Genomic DNA, 15,135 nt, shown 5'->3' with positions numbered 1-15,135 from the left:
CACTGACAACCCGTCGGACCGGCCTTTCGGCGCGACGACCGCTCATCCCGTCCGCCGCGCGGCGGGCTCCTCACCGGACCGGGCCCACAGTGACCTGACGTGCCCGAGGTGGCGCGCCATGCACGCCTGTGCCCCCGCGGCGTCGCCCGCCAGCGCCAGGTCCAGCAACTCCAGGTGTTCCTGTGCCGAAGGCAGCAGCTCGCCGCGCTCGTCGAGGCCGGTCAGCCCGTACAGGCGGGAGCGTTTGCGCAGCTCGCCGACGGTCTCGACGAGCCGCGCGTTGCCCGAGAGCGCGAGCAGGCCCAGGTGGAAGCGGCGGTCGGCCTCCAGGTAGCCGATGAGGTCGTGGGTCCGCGCGGCGGAGACGATCTCCTCGGCGAGCGGCCGGAGCGCGGCCAGCTCGCCGCGGGAGGCCGTCCGGGCCACCCGGCCCACGGTCGGCACTTCGATCAGGGCGCGGATCTCCGCGAACTGGTCCAGGTCCCGCTCGCTCACCTCGGTGACCCGGAAGCCCTTGTTGCGCACCGGCTCCACCAGCCCCTCGCGCGCCAGGTCGAGCATGGCTTCCCGCACGGGAGTCGCCGAGATCCCGAACCCGGCGGCGAGGGCGGGGGCGGAGTACACGGTGCCGGGGCGGAGTTCACCGGCGATCAGGGCGGCGCGCAGGGCGTGGGCGGCCCGGTCGCGCAGCCGCTCCTGGCCGGTGATCGGTCCGAGGTGCTTCACATCGCCCCCTGGTGGGCCCTCGCGGGGATCTCCGTAGGACAGGGCTTCAGCGTACAAGGTGACGGTACGTCAGGGAGCTGATCACGAAGCGGTAGTGGAGAGTCAGGGTGGTCAACTCGGCGAAGGGGCACGGAGGTAGAGGGCACGTACTCACCGGTGGGGCGCGGTGGTAGAGGGCACGTGCGGTGCCGGCCGCGGGCTCGGCGCCGGGTGGCGCTGGGTCTCGGCGGCGCCCGGCCCCGCATGGGCATCGAACGACGAGCCCGCGTACCGCGTGTCCAGGACGGACAGCGACCAGGTGGCCGGGCCGGCGAGCATGGCGAGGCAGCCGGCGGCGAGACCGAACAGCCCGAGGGCGCGACGGCCCGTCCGCAGCCGGAGGACGAACGCCGCGCAGCCGGCCGTCCCCGCTACGGCGATCAGCGGTGTGAGCCATGGCGCGAAGCCGCTGTGCCCGGCCGCGAGGCAGCCGGACCAGGCCGCTTGCAGGGCCACGGTGACGGGGAGGGCGGCGCGGGCGGCACGGCTGCCGCGGTCCGTGCGGAAGGCGCGCCACATCGCGACGGTCCCGGCGGCGCCCAGGGCGGCGAGCGCGGGAGCCAGGCCCGCCACGTACGCGGTGTGCGGCACGGGGAAGACGCTCAGTACCGCCGCCGAGGTCAGCAGCCACCCGCCCCACATCACGTAACCGGCGCGCGTCCGGTCCGTGCGGGGCCGCTTGCGGTTGCGGGCCAGTCCGAAGGCGAGGCCGCACAGGGCGAGCGGGTAGAGCCAGCCGATCTGTCCCACCAGCCGGTTGCCGACCAGCTTGTCCCGGGCGTCGTACTCCGGGTCCGCGGTGGTGATGCCGCCGTGCCCGGTACCGCCGCCGCTGGGCTTCGGGTGTGCGCCGGCACCCGGAGCCGCGCCGATCGCGGCACCGCCCACCTGCCCGGTGGTGTGGCCCGACTGTCCGAACCGGCCGAAACCGTTGTAGTCGAAGACCAGGGAGAAGGCGTTGTCGTCCGAGGTGCCGCCCATGTGCGGGCGGACGTCCTTGGGCGTGAACGTCATGAGCAGCACCCACGACAGGGACACCGCGCCCAGGGCCACACCCGCGGTCAGCAGATGGCCGAGCCGCCTGCGGAGGGTGACCGGCGCCGCGAGCAGGTACCCCGCGGCGAGTGCGGGCACGATCATCCACGCCTGCATCATCTTGGCCTGGAAGCCCAGCCCCACCCACACTCCGGCGAGCACCAGCGCCCCGAGCCGGCCGCCCTGCACGGCCCGCTGGTACTGGTCCACCGCCAGCACCAGGCACATGATCAGGGCGGCGTCCGGAACCGTGTGGCCGAACATGGACGCGACGACCGGGGTGAGGACGAACAGTCCGGCGGCGAGGAGCCCCACCGCCGGGCCCTGCCAGCGTCGTACGACGCGGTACATGACGAGGACGGAGATGACGCCTTCGATGCACTGCGGCAGGGTCAGTGCCCAGGGGTGGAAGCCGAAGAGGCGGGCGGAGAGGGCCTGGGGCCAGAGGAAGCCGCCGATCTTGTCGAGGGTGATGGTGGCGGCGGGGTCGTAGGCCGTGAACAGGAAGGCTTTCCAGCTCTCGGTCATGCTGCGGGCGGCGACCGAGTAGTAGGGGGCCAGGCCGCTGCTGGTGATGTTCCAGGCGTACAGCAGGCCCGCCAGCGCGGCGATGCCGAGCAGCGCGGGCCGCGCCCAGCGGGGCTGGTCCTCGGGCGAACGCCAGAACTCCCGGCGGCGGCGCGGCCGTCGGCCCGGGGCAGCGGGCCGCCGGGACGCGGATGCCGCGGTGGCAGAGGCGGGCGGCGGGGCCGAAGGCGCTGAGGATGCGGACATGGCGGAGCAGACCTCCTGGTCGCGGAGTACGGGTGGGGAGGTGCGTCGGACGCGGCACGACATCCGTCACCCGTACGCGTGCGGGCCCCGCGCGGTGGCGGCCGGGGACGGCCCGCCGAGCGGCGGCACCCGGTCCCGGCGGGGGCGAGACGTCATCCGCGCCGATGGTGGTCCGCTGCTCCGGGACGGACAAGGGAGGTGGCTGACCGGCCATTGTCCGGGTATTGACCGCACAGCTCAGGAGGGCGGAAGGCGCGGTGCTCCGGACAATGGCCCGGTGCCGCGCGGCAGCCCGGCTGCTTGCCATGCCGGTCGGCCGTGCGCCGGACGCTCTACGAGGTGCCGGTGTCGCGACGCTCCGGGCCGCCGGAGACGTCGTCCGCGGACGAGGTGCCGTCGGGTGCGCCGCGCCGGCCGGTGGCCGGCGGACCGACGGTGAGTTCGGCGACGGCGCCGCCGTCCGGCGCGTTCGAGAAGCGCAGGGTCGTACCGAGTACGCGGGCCTGCCCGACGGCGATCGTCAGCCCGAGCCCGTGCCCGCCGCCCTTCCTGCCGTTCCCCGGGCGGCTGCGGAAGCGCTGCGGGCCTTCGGCGAGCAGCTCGTTCGGGTACCCGTCGCCGTGGTCGCGCACCGTGACGGCCGGCCCGTCCACGGTCAGCACCACCGGCGGGCGGCCGTGCTTGTGCGCGTTGGCGACGAGGTTGCCCAGCACCCGTTCCAGCCGGCGCTGGTCGGTCTCCACCTCGCAGTCCCGCACCACCCGGACCTCGGCCGCCAGGCCGGTGGCCCGTACGGCGCGCTCGGCGAGCGGCCCGAGCCGGTGCACGTCGAGGTCGGCGCGCTCCACCTCCGCGTCCAGCCGGGAGATCTCCAGCAGGTCCTCGGTCAGCCGGCGCATGGCCTGGACGCGTTCCTGGACCAGCTCGGTGGGCCGCCCCGGCGGCAGCAGCTCGGCGGCCGCGTGCAGACCGGTGAGCGGGGTGCGCAGCTCGTGGGCGACGTCGGCGGTGAAACGCTGCTCGCTGTGCAGCTTGCTCTGGAGGCTCGCGGCCATCGCGTCGAGCGCGGCGGCCACGGCGGCGGTCTCGTCCCGGGCGTACTCGGGGCGCTGCGCGCGGGGATCGTCCACCCGGGCGTCGAGGTCACCGGTGCTGATACGGCGGGCCACCTGCGCGGTGCGGTGCAGCCGCCGGGTGACGCCCCTGGTGGCGTACAGACCGACGACGAGCGTCAGGGTGATCGCGACGGCCGCGGACCCGATGATGGCCTGGTCCAGCCCGCTGATGACGGCCGCCCGCTGGGTGTAGTCCTGGCCGACGGCCAGCGCCTTCCCGTCGGCCGGTGCCACCGCCCACATGGTCGGGCGGCCGTTCCGCTGCCCGAGCTGGGTGCCGCGCTCGCCCCGGCGTGCCATGTCCCGCAGGGCGGGCGGCAGTTCCGGCGGGTCGAGCCGCGCGTTGCGGCCGAGCGGCTCCCCGGCCACGTACGCCTCGACGGTCGAGTCCAGCTGCATCAGCGCCGCGCCCCTGGCCTGGTCCTCGGTCTGCCGGCTGACCAGGACGTGGACCAGTACGCCGAGCACCGTGGCCAGGAAACAGCACATGACCATGATGAACAGGGCGGCCTTCCACCGCAGTGTCGCCGTCCAGGACGGCAGGCGCAGCCGCCGGCGCGCGCGGGGCCGGTCCGTACCGGCGCTCATCGCGTGGCCTCCGGGCGCGGGGGCACGGTGGGGCCCGGAACGGTGGAGCGCCGCGGGTCGAATTCCATCGCCCGCAACTCCATGGACTGCTCGTGCGCGTCCCAGGAGTAGACCGTGCGCATCTCGTACCCGGCCGAGTCGCTGGGTTCCCGCAGGATCACGTCCCGGCCCGACACCTGGACCGACAGCGGCCGGGCGCCGGCGTCCATGATGCGGGTCACCTTGCCGTCGCGGACCGTGAAGACCCACACGGCCAGCAGGTGGTCCGCCCCCTCCTCGATGCCGACGATCAGCTCGTCCTTCCCGTCGCCGTTGAGGTCCCGGTAGCGGGGGGCCCGTACGGGGCACTGCTTGTCGCGCTGCTGGTCGGCGGTGCACCGGCGGATCTTCCGCAGGGTGCTCGGGCCGAACTGCGGCCCGCCGTGGTGCGCGCTGTCCGCGGCGGTCTGCGCCTTGACGATTTCCAGCCACGATGCCCTGCGGATGTCCCCGGACGGCACGTCGGGCACCCCGTGCAGCGGCGCGGGCCGGGTGTCCGCGCTCGCCTTGCCGGCGGCGGGCCGCGGCGGCAGCGGGGGCTCCGGCCACAACTGCGCGGGGGCCGAGACGGCCGGCGTCGGCCCGGTGCTGCGTGCCTCCCCGGTCCCGGCGCAGCCGCCCACCAGCGAGGCCGCCGTCGCCCCGGCGAGGGCCGGCAGCCAGGCCCGTACCGGTCCGGGGAGCGGCGGCCGTGGGCGGGGGAGGAGCACAGTGTTTCCAGTCGGTGGTTCGCAGAGATGGGCCGGTGGACCCACGCGAACATGATGTTGGCTGTTTTCTGTTGCGGCAATCCGGCGGTTGTGTAACGGCCACCCATAAGGCCACGAACGGTGCCGTAACCGCCCCGGTCGGGACCGTCCGCGCACGGGTCCGCTCAGGCGCGCCCGGGTCCGCCCGGCTGCGCCGCCACCAGCGTCACGGCGGCCTCACGGGCGCGCAGCGCGGCGTCCGGGTCGCCGCCGATCGTGGCCGTGGTGATCGCGCCGTCGAGCAGCAGCGCCAACTGGCCGGCCAGCGTCACCGGGTCGTCGGCGGGCAGTTTCCGTACGAGACCGGTGAGGTACGCGTGCACGGCTTCCTTGTGGTCGCGGGCGGCGCGGGCCACGTTCTCGGACACGGCACCCAGCTCGCCGAACGCGTTGATGAACGCGCAGCCCCGGAAGCCGGGCCCGGTGAACCAGGTGTGCAGCCAGTCGAAGACGGCGGCCGGCGCGTCCTCCGGCGTGGCGGCGTGCACGTCGACGTACTCGGCGAGCGCCGCGCGCCAGTGTTCGTCGCGGTGCCGCAGGTACGCCTCCACCAGCTCGTGCTTGGAGGGGAAGGCCTGGTACAGCCGCTTCAGCGACACCCCGGACGCGGCGCGGATCTCGTCCATGCCGACGGCCTGGACGCCCCGTGCGTAGAACAGCTCCCCGGCGGCGTCCAGCAGCCGTACCCGGGCTTCTCCGAGCTCCACAAGGGCCTCCGCTTCCACTGAGAACGATCGTTCTCTAGAGTAGCGGACAGCGCGGAGAACGCCCGTTCTCCGTGTGGTCCCCCCTGTGAGGAGTCCGCCATGGCACCACGCCCCCCGCTCCCGCCGTTCGACCGGCAGGCCGCGCTGAAGAAGGTCCGGGCCGCCGAGGACGCCTGGAACACCCGCAACCCCGGACATGTCGCACTCGCGTACACCGAGGACTCGGTCTGGCGGAACCGGGACACATACCTCACCGGCCGGGATCAGATCACCGCCTTCCTCCGTGACAAGTGGGCACGGGAACTCGACTACGCCCTGCGCAAGGAGCTGTGGGCCTACCAGGACGACCGGATCGCGGTGCGGTTCCAGTACGAGTTCCACGACGCCGTGGGCCAGTGGTGGCGCAGCTATGGCAACGAACTGTGGGAGTTCACCGGCGAGGGGCTGATGCGGCGTCGCGAGGCCGGCATCAACGATGTGCGGATCAGCGCTGCGGAGCGGCGCATCTTCGGCCCGCGGCCGGCGGAGGAGGCGGGGGACTCGATGGCGGTGTGGTGATCTGAGCCCTGCGGCCCCGGCGCTCCACCGCTTTGCCCAACGGTTTGCGACGGCCGGCGCCTAGGCGTCCGCGGTATGCACCTTGACGCGCATGAGGTGCCGGCCGGTGCCTGTCGGCCCGACGTCGGTGCGGCCGTGCAGCAGGCGCCGGTTGTCCAGCAACAGGAGCTCACCCGCCCGCAGCAGGAAGACTGTGAGCAGGTGCTCTGCTTCCAGCGCGCGCTCGAACGCGCCGAGTGCGTCGACGTGTTCGGCGTCCAGGGCGTGCCCGGCCAGTTCCATGCCCGCGGCGACCCGCACGGGGCAGTACCGCACGGTGACGTCTTCGCCGGACATCGTGAGGATCGGCTGGGTCGTGATCGATGACTCGGCGTTCCCGGGCTCCTGGGGAACTGCGAACGGATAGCAGGGGTCCTGGAGCGCGCGCAGGTGGCCGGGGTCGGCGATTTCGGCGGCAACATCCGCCGCGCTCACCAGAACGGTCTGTCCGTCGCCCGCGGGACTCGGGCGGACACACAGCAGCCCGAGGTAGGCGTGTGGACGTGCCTGCAGGGGGGAGTCGGTGTGGAACGGGTCCGGGTCACGGTAGGGGCGGGCTTCGCTGTCGACCACGTCGTGCACGAGGGTGTCCGGGGCCGGGCCGTTGTAGCTCGGATCGACCCTGCCGAGAGCGCCGGCGGTGACGACCAGCGCAGTGGCGTCTAGCGGGAAGTTCTCGACGACCACGGCGAGCGATGCGCGGAGAGCGGTGACGGCCTCGTCCACCAGCCGGTGCAGTGCGGGGATTTCTTCGCGGGCGCGGCGAAGGGCCGCCTGCTGGGCCTCGCCGCCCTTCAGCTCTGCTGCCTGCCAGGCCGAACTGAAGTCGGTCAGCGCGGCGGCGGTCGCATCGGTCATGACGAGTCGCGGTGGCCATGCCATGCCAGGTATTGAAGCAGAATTTTTGGCCATCGTGGTTCGTCGATCGCGTCGTCATTTCTTTTCCGGTGTCCCGTGCGTCGCGTGAGCCACTTCTTGTGATGTGATCACTGAATTCCGCGAGTGCGCCGGTGGCCGGGAAGCGGTGTCCGGTCCCGCCGTACCGCACCGCAAGGAATACGCCATACCATTGCCTCTTCACATGTTGTATTGACCGTGCGGGGGAGCTCTCCTAGCCTGGTCAGGCGGTGTCCGAAGAGAAAACGATCCTTGCTTGTGCCCCTTCTGACGGCTGCGCGCCGTCCGGACTGGCGCTCACCCTGTCGCTCGGGCGTAGTGGATACGGAGTGTCGCACGCATGGGGACCAGCACGGCACATTTATATGACCGGAGTAAAGCGCTCCACAGCCTCTCTGCGATCGATCCTGAGTACCCGGCGCCGAGGGTGTCCCGGTTGCTCTCCGACGAGCGGAACGACGAACTCCTCGGATATCTGCAAGCCGAAGCCTTCACTCATGTCTTCACGGGGGACGTGGCGAGCGATCCGCAGCACTTCTTCCGCGATCTGGACCGTGAGCTCCGCGAGGCGCCGTCCTTTCACCTGTGGGTGGACATTCCGCTCTGCCGGTACCGCTGTCATTTCTGCCAGTTTCCGACACTCGTGACGAGCAGCCGGCCCGAGACGGCCGACGCGACCGCACGTCGGTGGGTGGACGCCAACATCGAAGAAGCCCGGTCCTGGGTGGCGGCGGTCCCGGCGCTGCGCACCACTCCGGTCGGCGAGTTCTGTCTGTTCGGCGGAACGCCGAGCGTTCTGCCCGCCGGTGAAATCAAGCGGCTGGTGAGCTTCTACCGGGAGACGTTCGCCTTCGATGAGCGGACCTCGATGCGGGCGGAGGGGAGCCCGGACTCCCTCACCGGGGAAATCCTCTCGACTCTGCGCGGCTCGGAATTCACCGCGCTCTCCTACGGCATCCAGTCCCTGGACGACCGGCTGCTGAGGGTCGCCAACCGCCGGCACACCGGCGACCAGGCGCTCCAGGTCCGTGCCGCGGCAGAACGGCTGGGTTTCACCAGGGTCGACGGTGATCTCGTCTGGGGCCTGCCCGGCCAGACCGTCGCCGGTTTCCTCGACGACATCGACCGCCTGATCGAAGCTCGGTTCAGCACCATCGTCGCCATCAAGCTGCACCTGCGGTCCTTTCACGACGTCGAATCGGCCATCGGCCACGTCTCCCCGGCCCCATGGGAGGACCCGCGGGTGCGCGAGCAACTGGAGCGGCGCGGATACCGGTGGCCGTCGTTGGGACAGCAGCTGCAAATGCGGGAGGGAGCCGTCGACCGGCTCGCCGCCGCCGGTTACTACGAGCACCCCACCACCTATTTCCCCCGGCGCGACGTAGGGCCGGAGCTGTGGCGCTCCTTGAACCTCGACCAGGACAAACAGGTTCCGCAGGTGGGTATCGGCCTGGGCGCCTACAGCTGGTGCGGGAGCGCGGAGGCGAATGCGGTGGCTGCTCCGGCGCAGTATCTCGGCCTGGTCGAGAAGGGCGGGATTCCACTGGAGAACGTCACGACGGTGAGCCCGGAGCATCGCGAGGTGCGGGCGGTGCAGATGGCGCTGTCCACCTGCCAGCCGCTTTTCGAAGAGGTCCATCGCTCCCGTTTCCCCACCGGCTCTCTGCTGTCCGGCAGGTGGGGTGCGCTGTTCGACTCGCTCGCCGGCCGCGGCCTGGTGCGGATCGACCGGAGGGCCGGCAGCGTGGCCCTCACCGAAGCCGGGGCCACGTTGGTGGAGGCCATCATGAACACTCAGCTGGGCCGGTGACGTTGAGGTGCGCATAGGACTGGTATGCGGGGACGGAGTGCCGGCCAGCGGGCTGCTGACGATCTTCCGCAACGTGGTCGGTCTCGGTGTCGACCTCCAACTGCTCGACACGCCTGTAGCCGCTGACCTGGGCTACTCGTGGCGGCCCGACAAACCCGCCTTCTTCCCGTACGGGCCGGCCGAGCAGGAGTCGTCCGCGCTGATGGAGCCGACCCCACAGGCTCCATCCGTCTTCGGGGACCCCGATCGCGCGGCGGCCGAGTGGACCGCCATCCGGACGTCGGTCGCAGATGCCGCGGCACTGGGCCCCGCCGAGCGTGCCCGGCTGCACGAGCGCATCGACCGCTTGGCCGCCCATTACCGCAACCACTTCGCGGACTGGATGCGCCGGAACCGGGTCGACTGGACCGTCGCGGTCAACATGACGCTCTCGGACGCGGTGCCCGTCACCAAGGCCCTGCACGCCGCCGCACGCGACCGCCACCGCGAGCACCCGGCAGGCGGCGTGCTCTTCTGGGACCACGACCTCTTCGGCAGCTGTGCGGTGTACGACGCGGGCGCACGCATGTATCCGGACCGGCCCAACGAGTTCACCCCGCTGCCCGAAACCGGTCCTGGAGTGCGGTGGGCGGTGGTGTCCGAGGCGCTCGCGGAGGAGGCGGCGAGCTACCCGGTACCGGAGCGCCCGCGGGTGGTGCCCAACATCCTGCCCCGTGTGCCCGTCGGGCCGCTGGAGCCGCGGCACGAGCAGTTCCTCGACGGCCTGGAACTCGACCCCCGGAGGCCGATCCTGCTCAATCCGGTGCGGGTCTTCCGGGTCAAGGGGGTGGAGATCGCCCTCGAACTGCTGGCGGCGGCCCGGGCGGCCTGCGCCGATCGCGGACTGCCCGCCCCGTACCTGCTCGTGTTCGGCAGCCTGGCGGAGGACCCCTCCTACGCCGACGAGGTACTGCGCACCGTACGGCGCCTCGATCTGCTTCCCGACGTGCGGTTCCTGGACGGTGTTCCGTTGTGCAGCGTCCGGGACGGCGCCGGCAGCTGGCGGTTGGACGAGATCGACCTTCTCCGGACAGCCGCGGCGAGTGGTGGCGGGGTCGTCTTCACGCCGAACACCGACGACGTCGAGACGGTCGGACTGGGGCCGGCGCTGGCCGCCGTCGCCGGGCTGCCGTGCGCGAGCACGAGCTATGCCGCCTTCGCACCGACGTACGGCAAGGACTTCTCCGTCGTCCCGGTGGACCCCCGACCCGCCGGAATGGCCCGCTCGGGAGACGAGTTGGTGACAGCCATGCAGGCGAACCGGGCCGGGGAGCCCCACATGGCCGACGTGCTGCGGCGCAATCGGCGGATCGTCGACCGCCGGTTCCCGACCGGCCCGTGGGCCAAGCTGCTGACCGAGCTGGCGGAGGGCACCGCGTAGTCGGCCGTGCCGCACCGGCTCGGCGGGACGGACCGAGATGGCAGAAGGGTACGTACATGTGTGGATCCGCCACAGTGCCCGGCATCCAGGAGATCGCGCTCACCGCGCGGGAGACACGCCGTGCGGACGACCTCGTCCACCGGCTCGTGAGCGCGTACAGCAGGACGGACGACCTCGGCCTGCTGGCGAAGCTCGCCGGGCACCGGGACAGCCTCCCCGGACGACTGGTGGACGCACTGGCCGGCCTGCGGGCCCGGCTGGGCAGCCCGGTCACGGTGGTGCGCCGGCCCCGCCTGGACGAGAACGTCGGTCCGACGCCGCCGCACTGGAAAGTGCGCGGACGCGCCGCCACAGCGGCGCACGACCTCTGGCTGGCGTTGGTGGCGCTACAGGCCGGTGATCCGGTCTGCTGGCAGACGCTCCAGGAGGGCAGGCTGTTCAACGACGTGCTGCCGATCGAGGGCCAGGAACACGCGCAGACCGGCCACAGCAGCCTGCACCACCTCGACTTCCACGTCGAGGACGCCTTCGACGACGACCGCTGTGACGTACTGGCGCTGCTCTGCCTGCGGAACCCGGACCTGACCGCGACGACCGTCGCCACCGCGGGCGCCCTCGCCGAGCTCGGCGCAGCGGACCACGAACTGCTCCGCCGGCCGCGCTTCGCCATCCTCCCCGACCCCGAGCACCTGAGGACGGGCCGGGCCGCCGGTCCGGCTCCCGTGTGGCGGCCCGTGCTCTTCGGCGGCTCGCGGACGTATCTGAGGATCGACCCGGCGTACACCACGACCGCACCGGGGGACGACGCGTCCGCGCAGGCGTTCTCCCGGCTGTGCCATCGGCTGGAAGAAGCACTCGTACGCGTCCGGCTGAGGCCCGGCGACCTGGTGCTCATCGACAACTACCGGGCGGTGCACGGCCGGGATCCGTTCGCACCCCGTTACGACGGTACCGACCGGTGGCTGCGCAAACTCACCCTCACGTTCGATCTCCAGCGGTCCAGCGGCCGTCGACGGGCCGGGAGCCGGGCCCTCGCCTTGTCATGACGGCCGCGGCACGGGCAGACGTGCGGCCGGCCTCACCGCGGTTCCGGTTCAGGTTCGTCAGCCGCGGCCGGCAGAGCGACGAACTGGTGGTCCTGGCCGTGCGATCACTGCTGTGCTGCCACCCCGGCGCCCGCGTGGTCGTGGTGGACGCCAACGACGATCCCGCACTGGCCCGCGGGCACTTCGGTCCGGGGCACGTCGACGTCGTACGGCTGGCCCCCGGCGATGACGCGGTGGCGCGGGCGGTCGGCCGGGGCACCGCCGCCCACCTCTTCTACTGGCGCCACTCACCCGAACTGCGGGACCGTCTGCCGCCATGGGACGGATACGACGTCCACGCCGACGCGGACCTGCTGTTCCTGCGCCCCATGGATCTCGGTGCGCTGGACCGTCCGCTCGCGGGCGGGCGCATCGCGGCCGTGGTCGACGAGTCGACCATGGAGTACTACGCGGAACTCGGCACGGTGGCCCCGCTGCCGGTGGCCGCCATGCTCGGCGCCCCCGGCACCGGCGGCCCGCTCCTGCAAGCCGGCCTGATCTTCAGCAACCCCGCCGACGACGGCGGGCTCTACGATCGCCTGTGGCGGTTCGCGGTGGCGGCGGCCGGGGCGGGGCAGCTGGATGCCGTACCGAGCGATGACATGGGTGTCGTGTCGTCCCTGCTCGGCCAGCGGGGACCGCTGTGGCAACGGCTCCTGGCCCTGGGCCACGAGTGGAACTACATCAGTGGTGCCCTGAAGGACCCTGGTGTGTTCGGGTGCGTGGCGCACTTCGGTGGGCGGCGGGCCAAGAAATTCCTTCTCGCCCAGTCCGGCCTTCTGTTCCCGCCGGACACCGACAGCAGCCGGACGCCGTGGGGCACCATGCGGCCCCCCTCCCGCTCGGGCCGCACCACGGCCGTCCGCGGCCTCTGGCAACGGGGCCGGCTTCCTGCCGCGGGGTCGGCGCCCGCTCCGAGCACCACCGGCCTCGACCTCGCATTGCCGTTCAGCCTGTCCTGGCGGGTGCCGCCGCACGCCGTTTCGTTGCTGGTCGAGGGGGGTGTTCGGGCCGGGCGGGGCGGGATGCCGGCCGGGGCCGCCGCCGTGGACGCGGTCCTGTTCGTCTACCTCGACGGCCGTCTGGTGGAACGCGTGCCGGTCGAGGCCCTGCGCTTCCGGTGCCCGGTCCGCCTCGGCCGGGCCGAAACCGTCACGCTGATCGGCGTCAGCCGGCACAGGGACTGCGCCATCCGGCTCAAGCACCCCTTGGAAACCCTTTGAACACGGCCCGGAGGGAAACGAGGACCATGTCGTTCACGCCCGTCCGCACCGACCCCCTGTTTCCGAAAGAGCTCTACCTGAAGGAGCGGTTCGACGACCTCACCGGGCACAGCACGCGGTTCGACGCGCCGGCGCGGAGCGAGGCGCTGCTCGGCTGTGTGCGGCCGGTGATCAACCAGCCGCTGCGCCTCATCGAATGGTGTGCGGACGCCGGAACATTCTCCGTCTGCCCCGCCCTGACAAAGGAGAACTTCCCATCGCTCGACAGCACGCCGGCCGGGGCGGGGGACGCCATCCTGCTCAACGAGGCCCTTTTCCACGGCACCCTGCCCAAGAGCACAGAGCACAGAGCACAGAGCACAGAGCACAGAGCGCGAGAGGCTGCCGCTCGCCTTCGGCTACGCGCCGGCCTTCGTGGCCGACTGGGCGGAAATCGACATCGAGTCGGAGGACATGTCCAAGTTCGGCCATTACTGACATCAGAAGCGCAGGTACACGGCGGTGGCGTCGGCGGTGGCGCCGGACCGGGGCCACCGACGGCACTCAGGGTCGATCGCCTCGAACTCACGCACCTCGTCGACGAGTACCTGCGGTCCGTCCTTGGCCAGTGTGTCCATCATCTGCTCCCAGACCGCGACGCCGAATGCCACCAGCCGGGCGGCGCCGCTCGACAGGATGGCGGCCTGCCGTACCGTCCTCAGTTCCACCCGGCCGGACACCGGCACGCCCGCCGTCGGCCCGTGGTCCGCGGCGCTGCCGAGGGCGCAGACCGCAAGGCCGCTCGGCAGGTCCAGCAACACCACCGCGCCCTCGGCGACCAGCCACTCCAGCGCGTCGTCATTGACTCTGACCGCTGCGGCACCAGGCTGGTGCGCAGCGCCGTCGGACATGTCGGGAACACCTTCCCGTGTGCAACGGAGGTCTGCCGCGGCCCGCGGCAGGCACGATTCGATGGTGAGCGCACGGTCGGCGAGCCGGCCGAGTACCGCGGACCCGAGAAGGTCGGTGCACCGCTCCGCCCAGGAGCCGGCGCCGTCGAGCAGGGCGGCGACGCCGGTGGTCACACCCACCCAGTTTCTGAGGGGTCGGTCTCCGTCGGCAGCGATGCTGGCGAATTCGGCCCGCATTTCTCATCCCCATCCCCACACCGCGCCCATCGCGCACCGTCCGAGTGCGTACGACCGAAGATAGGGGCCGAAGCAATGTCCGGCGAGACGGCCGCACCCGATATCCCGTCCCTCTTCGAACTGGTGGAAAGCCGCCTCGGCAGCCGCCCCAGGACGGAGTTGTGGCGCTGGTCGCACCTGTCCACGGTCCTCGCCCTGGAACTGGCGGACCGGCGCCGAGTGGTGGTCAAGATCCGTCCGTTCGCCGAGCGGCTGTCCGGGTGCTGCCGGACCCACCGGCTGATGTGGCGGGCAGGGCTGCCCTGCGCCGAACCGCTGGGTGAGCAGATCCGCGTCGGCACTCGGATCGTGACGATGGAAGCGCTGGTCGAAGACGGCGGGGCGGTCGCCGTCGCTTCCCGCTCCTCGGCCCGGTCGGCCGCCGAACTGGCCCGGTTCGTGTCGGTCGCGCCCGCCGCGCACGAGATCGGCAGGCTGGACCCGCCTCCGCCGTGGGTGTGGTGGGATCACGACCAGGGCAGGATCTGGCCGCTTCCCGACGACCAGCCGGAGGACCTCAACGAGCACCCGGGGCCGGACTGGCTGGACGCCGCGGCGATCCGGGTACGGAACCGGCTGTCCGGACACGACCTCGGCACCCCCGTCATCGGCCACTGCGACTGGGAGGCACAGAACGTGATGTGGAAGGGCGACGCCCTGCATGCCGTGCACGACTGGGACAGCGTCGTGGCACTGCCGGAAATCGTCATCGCCGGTGCGGCCGCCGCCGTGCACGCCGTCGTGGGCGGCGGTCCCGGCGAGGCGACGATCGCGCAGACGGCCCGGTTCATCGATGCCTACCAAGCGGCCAGGGGCTTGTCCTGGACCGCTGCCGACCGCGAGGCGGCGTGGGCAGCCGGTGCCTGGGTGCACTGCTTCAACGCCAAGAAGGCGACACTGCGTGCCGACGGCGGTCCCGTCGTCGCGAGGCTGGCCGGCGGGATCGAGGAGCGGTTGCGCCGCGCGGGGGCTTAGAGCTCCTAACGCAACGGAAGTAGCCGTGTCCTCTGGAGGAGTGTGCCGGTTGCTGAGGTGTGAGTAAGAGAAGTGCTCGACCGTGGCTGGTCGACGATGAGCTGTGGTCGAGAGTCGAGCCGCTGTTGCCGGTGCCGCCTGGCGGGTGTCGCAGACCCGGCCGCAAGCCAGTGCTGGAGGACCGGAAGGT

13 protein-coding genes are annotated in these 15,135 nt (G+C 71.9%); 6 read left to right on the top strand and 7 right to left on the bottom strand.

All coding sequences use genetic code 11. The features are described 5' to 3' along the window. Positions 1 to 42 precede the first annotated feature (42 nt). The 5 genes from ACH4FX_RS34655 to ACH4FX_RS34635 form a co-directional block, all read right to left on the bottom strand. A complete protein-coding gene (locus ACH4FX_RS34655) occupies positions 43 to 726 on the bottom strand; it encodes a GntR family transcriptional regulator (RefSeq protein ID WP_398485425.1) in 684 nt (227 codons plus the stop codon). A gap of 150 nt (positions 727 to 876) precedes the next feature. After that, positions 877 to 2,574 carry an ArnT family glycosyltransferase gene (locus tag ACH4FX_RS34650; RefSeq protein WP_398485424.1) on the bottom strand — a complete coding sequence of 566 codons (1,698 nt, stop codon included), beginning with the start codon at positions 2,572 to 2,574 and terminating at the stop codon, positions 877 to 879. A 332-nt stretch (positions 2,575 to 2,906) separates the two neighbouring features. Next, positions 2,907 to 4,277 (bottom strand): ATP-binding protein, encoded by a 1,371-nt coding sequence (locus ACH4FX_RS34645; RefSeq protein ID WP_398485423.1) that lies wholly within the window; start codon positions 4,275 to 4,277, stop codon positions 2,907 to 2,909. After that, positions 4,274 to 5,026: a hypothetical protein gene (locus tag ACH4FX_RS34640; protein WP_398485422.1), complete on the bottom strand. Its 753-nt coding sequence runs from the start codon at positions 5,024 to 5,026 to the stop codon at positions 4,274 to 4,276. Before ACH4FX_RS34640 ends, ACH4FX_RS34645 begins: the two co-directional genes overlap by 4 nt. Positions 5,027 to 5,190: 164 nt before the next feature. Further along, a complete protein-coding gene (locus ACH4FX_RS34635) occupies positions 5,191 to 5,772 on the bottom strand; it encodes a TetR/AcrR family transcriptional regulator (RefSeq protein WP_398485421.1) in 582 nt (193 codons plus the stop codon). 99 nt (positions 5,773 to 5,871) lie between these two features. Between ACH4FX_RS34635 and ACH4FX_RS34630 the strand changes: the two genes are divergently transcribed. Beyond that, positions 5,872 to 6,330, top strand: coding sequence for a DUF1348 family protein (locus ACH4FX_RS34630; protein ID WP_398485420.1), 459 nt, complete (start codon positions 5,872 to 5,874; stop codon positions 6,328 to 6,330). A gap of 60 nt (positions 6,331 to 6,390) precedes the next feature. Here the strand turns inward: ACH4FX_RS34630 and ACH4FX_RS34625 are convergent, their stop codons facing one another. Further along, positions 6,391 to 7,251 carry a TauD/TfdA family dioxygenase gene (locus ACH4FX_RS34625; RefSeq protein WP_398485419.1) on the bottom strand — a complete coding sequence of 287 codons (861 nt, stop codon included), beginning with the start codon at positions 7,249 to 7,251 and terminating at the stop codon, positions 6,391 to 6,393. A 451-nt stretch (positions 7,252 to 7,702) separates the two neighbouring features. Between ACH4FX_RS34625 and ACH4FX_RS34620 the strand changes: the two genes are divergently transcribed. The 4 genes from ACH4FX_RS34620 (at position 7,703) to ACH4FX_RS34605 (ending at position 12,804) form a co-directional block, all read left to right on the top strand. Next, complete coding sequence (locus ACH4FX_RS34620; protein ID WP_398485418.1) at positions 7,703 to 9,076, top strand: radical SAM protein; 1,374 nt, start codon at positions 7,703 to 7,705, stop codon at positions 9,074 to 9,076. A 37-nt stretch (positions 9,077 to 9,113) separates the two neighbouring features. Next, entirely contained in the window at positions 9,114 to 10,496 is a 1,383-nt protein-coding gene (locus ACH4FX_RS34615; protein WP_398485417.1) for a hypothetical protein, read from the top strand. A 56-nt stretch (positions 10,497 to 10,552) separates the two neighbouring features. Beyond that, entirely contained in the window at positions 10,553 to 11,542 is a 990-nt protein-coding gene (locus ACH4FX_RS34610; protein WP_398485416.1) for a TauD/TfdA family dioxygenase, read from the top strand. 98 nt (positions 11,543 to 11,640) lie between these two features. Then, entirely contained in the window at positions 11,641 to 12,804 is a 1,164-nt protein-coding gene (locus ACH4FX_RS34605; RefSeq protein ID WP_398485415.1) for a hypothetical protein, read from the top strand. 479 nt (positions 12,805 to 13,283) lie between these two features. Here the strand turns inward: ACH4FX_RS34605 and ACH4FX_RS34600 are convergent, their stop codons facing one another. Beyond that, on the bottom strand, positions 13,284 to 13,694 hold the full coding sequence (locus tag ACH4FX_RS34600; RefSeq protein WP_398485414.1) for a hypothetical protein: 411 nt from the start codon (positions 13,692 to 13,694) through the stop codon (positions 13,284 to 13,286). A gap of 312 nt (positions 13,695 to 14,006) precedes the next feature. Between ACH4FX_RS34600 and ACH4FX_RS34595 the strand changes: the two genes are divergently transcribed. Beyond that, positions 14,007 to 14,945, top strand: a complete 939-nt coding sequence (locus ACH4FX_RS34595) for a hypothetical protein (protein ID WP_398485413.1) — start codon at positions 14,007 to 14,009, stop codon at positions 14,943 to 14,945. Positions 14,946 to 15,135 lie beyond the last annotated feature (190 nt).

It is taken from the genome of Streptomyces sp. NPDC018019, assembly GCF_044327805.1.
GTDB lineage: Bacteria > Actinomycetota > Actinomycetes > Streptomycetales > Streptomycetaceae > Streptomyces.
This window is presented reverse-complemented; position numbering and strand designations above follow the sequence as displayed.

What these genes read in the sequence shown, in the direction of transcription:
- ACH4FX_RS34650 (WP_398485424.1), bottom strand. Translation starts at nt 2,574, where the DNA reads ATGTCCGCATCCTCAGCGCCTTCGGCCCCGCCGCCCGCCTCTGCCACC.
- ACH4FX_RS34645 (WP_398485423.1), bottom strand. Translation starts at nt 4,277, where the DNA reads ATGAGCGCCGGTACGGACCGGCCCCGCGCGCGCCGGCGGCTGCGCCTG.
- ACH4FX_RS34630 (WP_398485420.1), top strand. Translation starts at nt 5,872, where the DNA reads ATGGCACCACGCCCCCCGCTCCCGCCGTTCGACCGGCAGGCCGCGCTG.
- ACH4FX_RS34625 (WP_398485419.1), bottom strand. Translation starts at nt 7,251, where the DNA reads ATGGCATGGCCACCGCGACTCGTCATGACCGATGCGACCGCCGCCGCG.
- ACH4FX_RS34610 (WP_398485416.1), top strand. Translation starts at nt 10,553, where the DNA reads ATGTGTGGATCCGCCACAGTGCCCGGCATCCAGGAGATCGCGCTCACC.
- ACH4FX_RS34600 (WP_398485414.1), bottom strand. Translation starts at nt 13,694, where the DNA reads ATGTCCGACGGCGCTGCGCACCAGCCTGGTGCCGCAGCGGTCAGAGTC.
- ACH4FX_RS34595 (WP_398485413.1), top strand. Translation starts at nt 14,007, where the DNA reads ATGTCCGGCGAGACGGCCGCACCCGATATCCCGTCCCTCTTCGAACTG.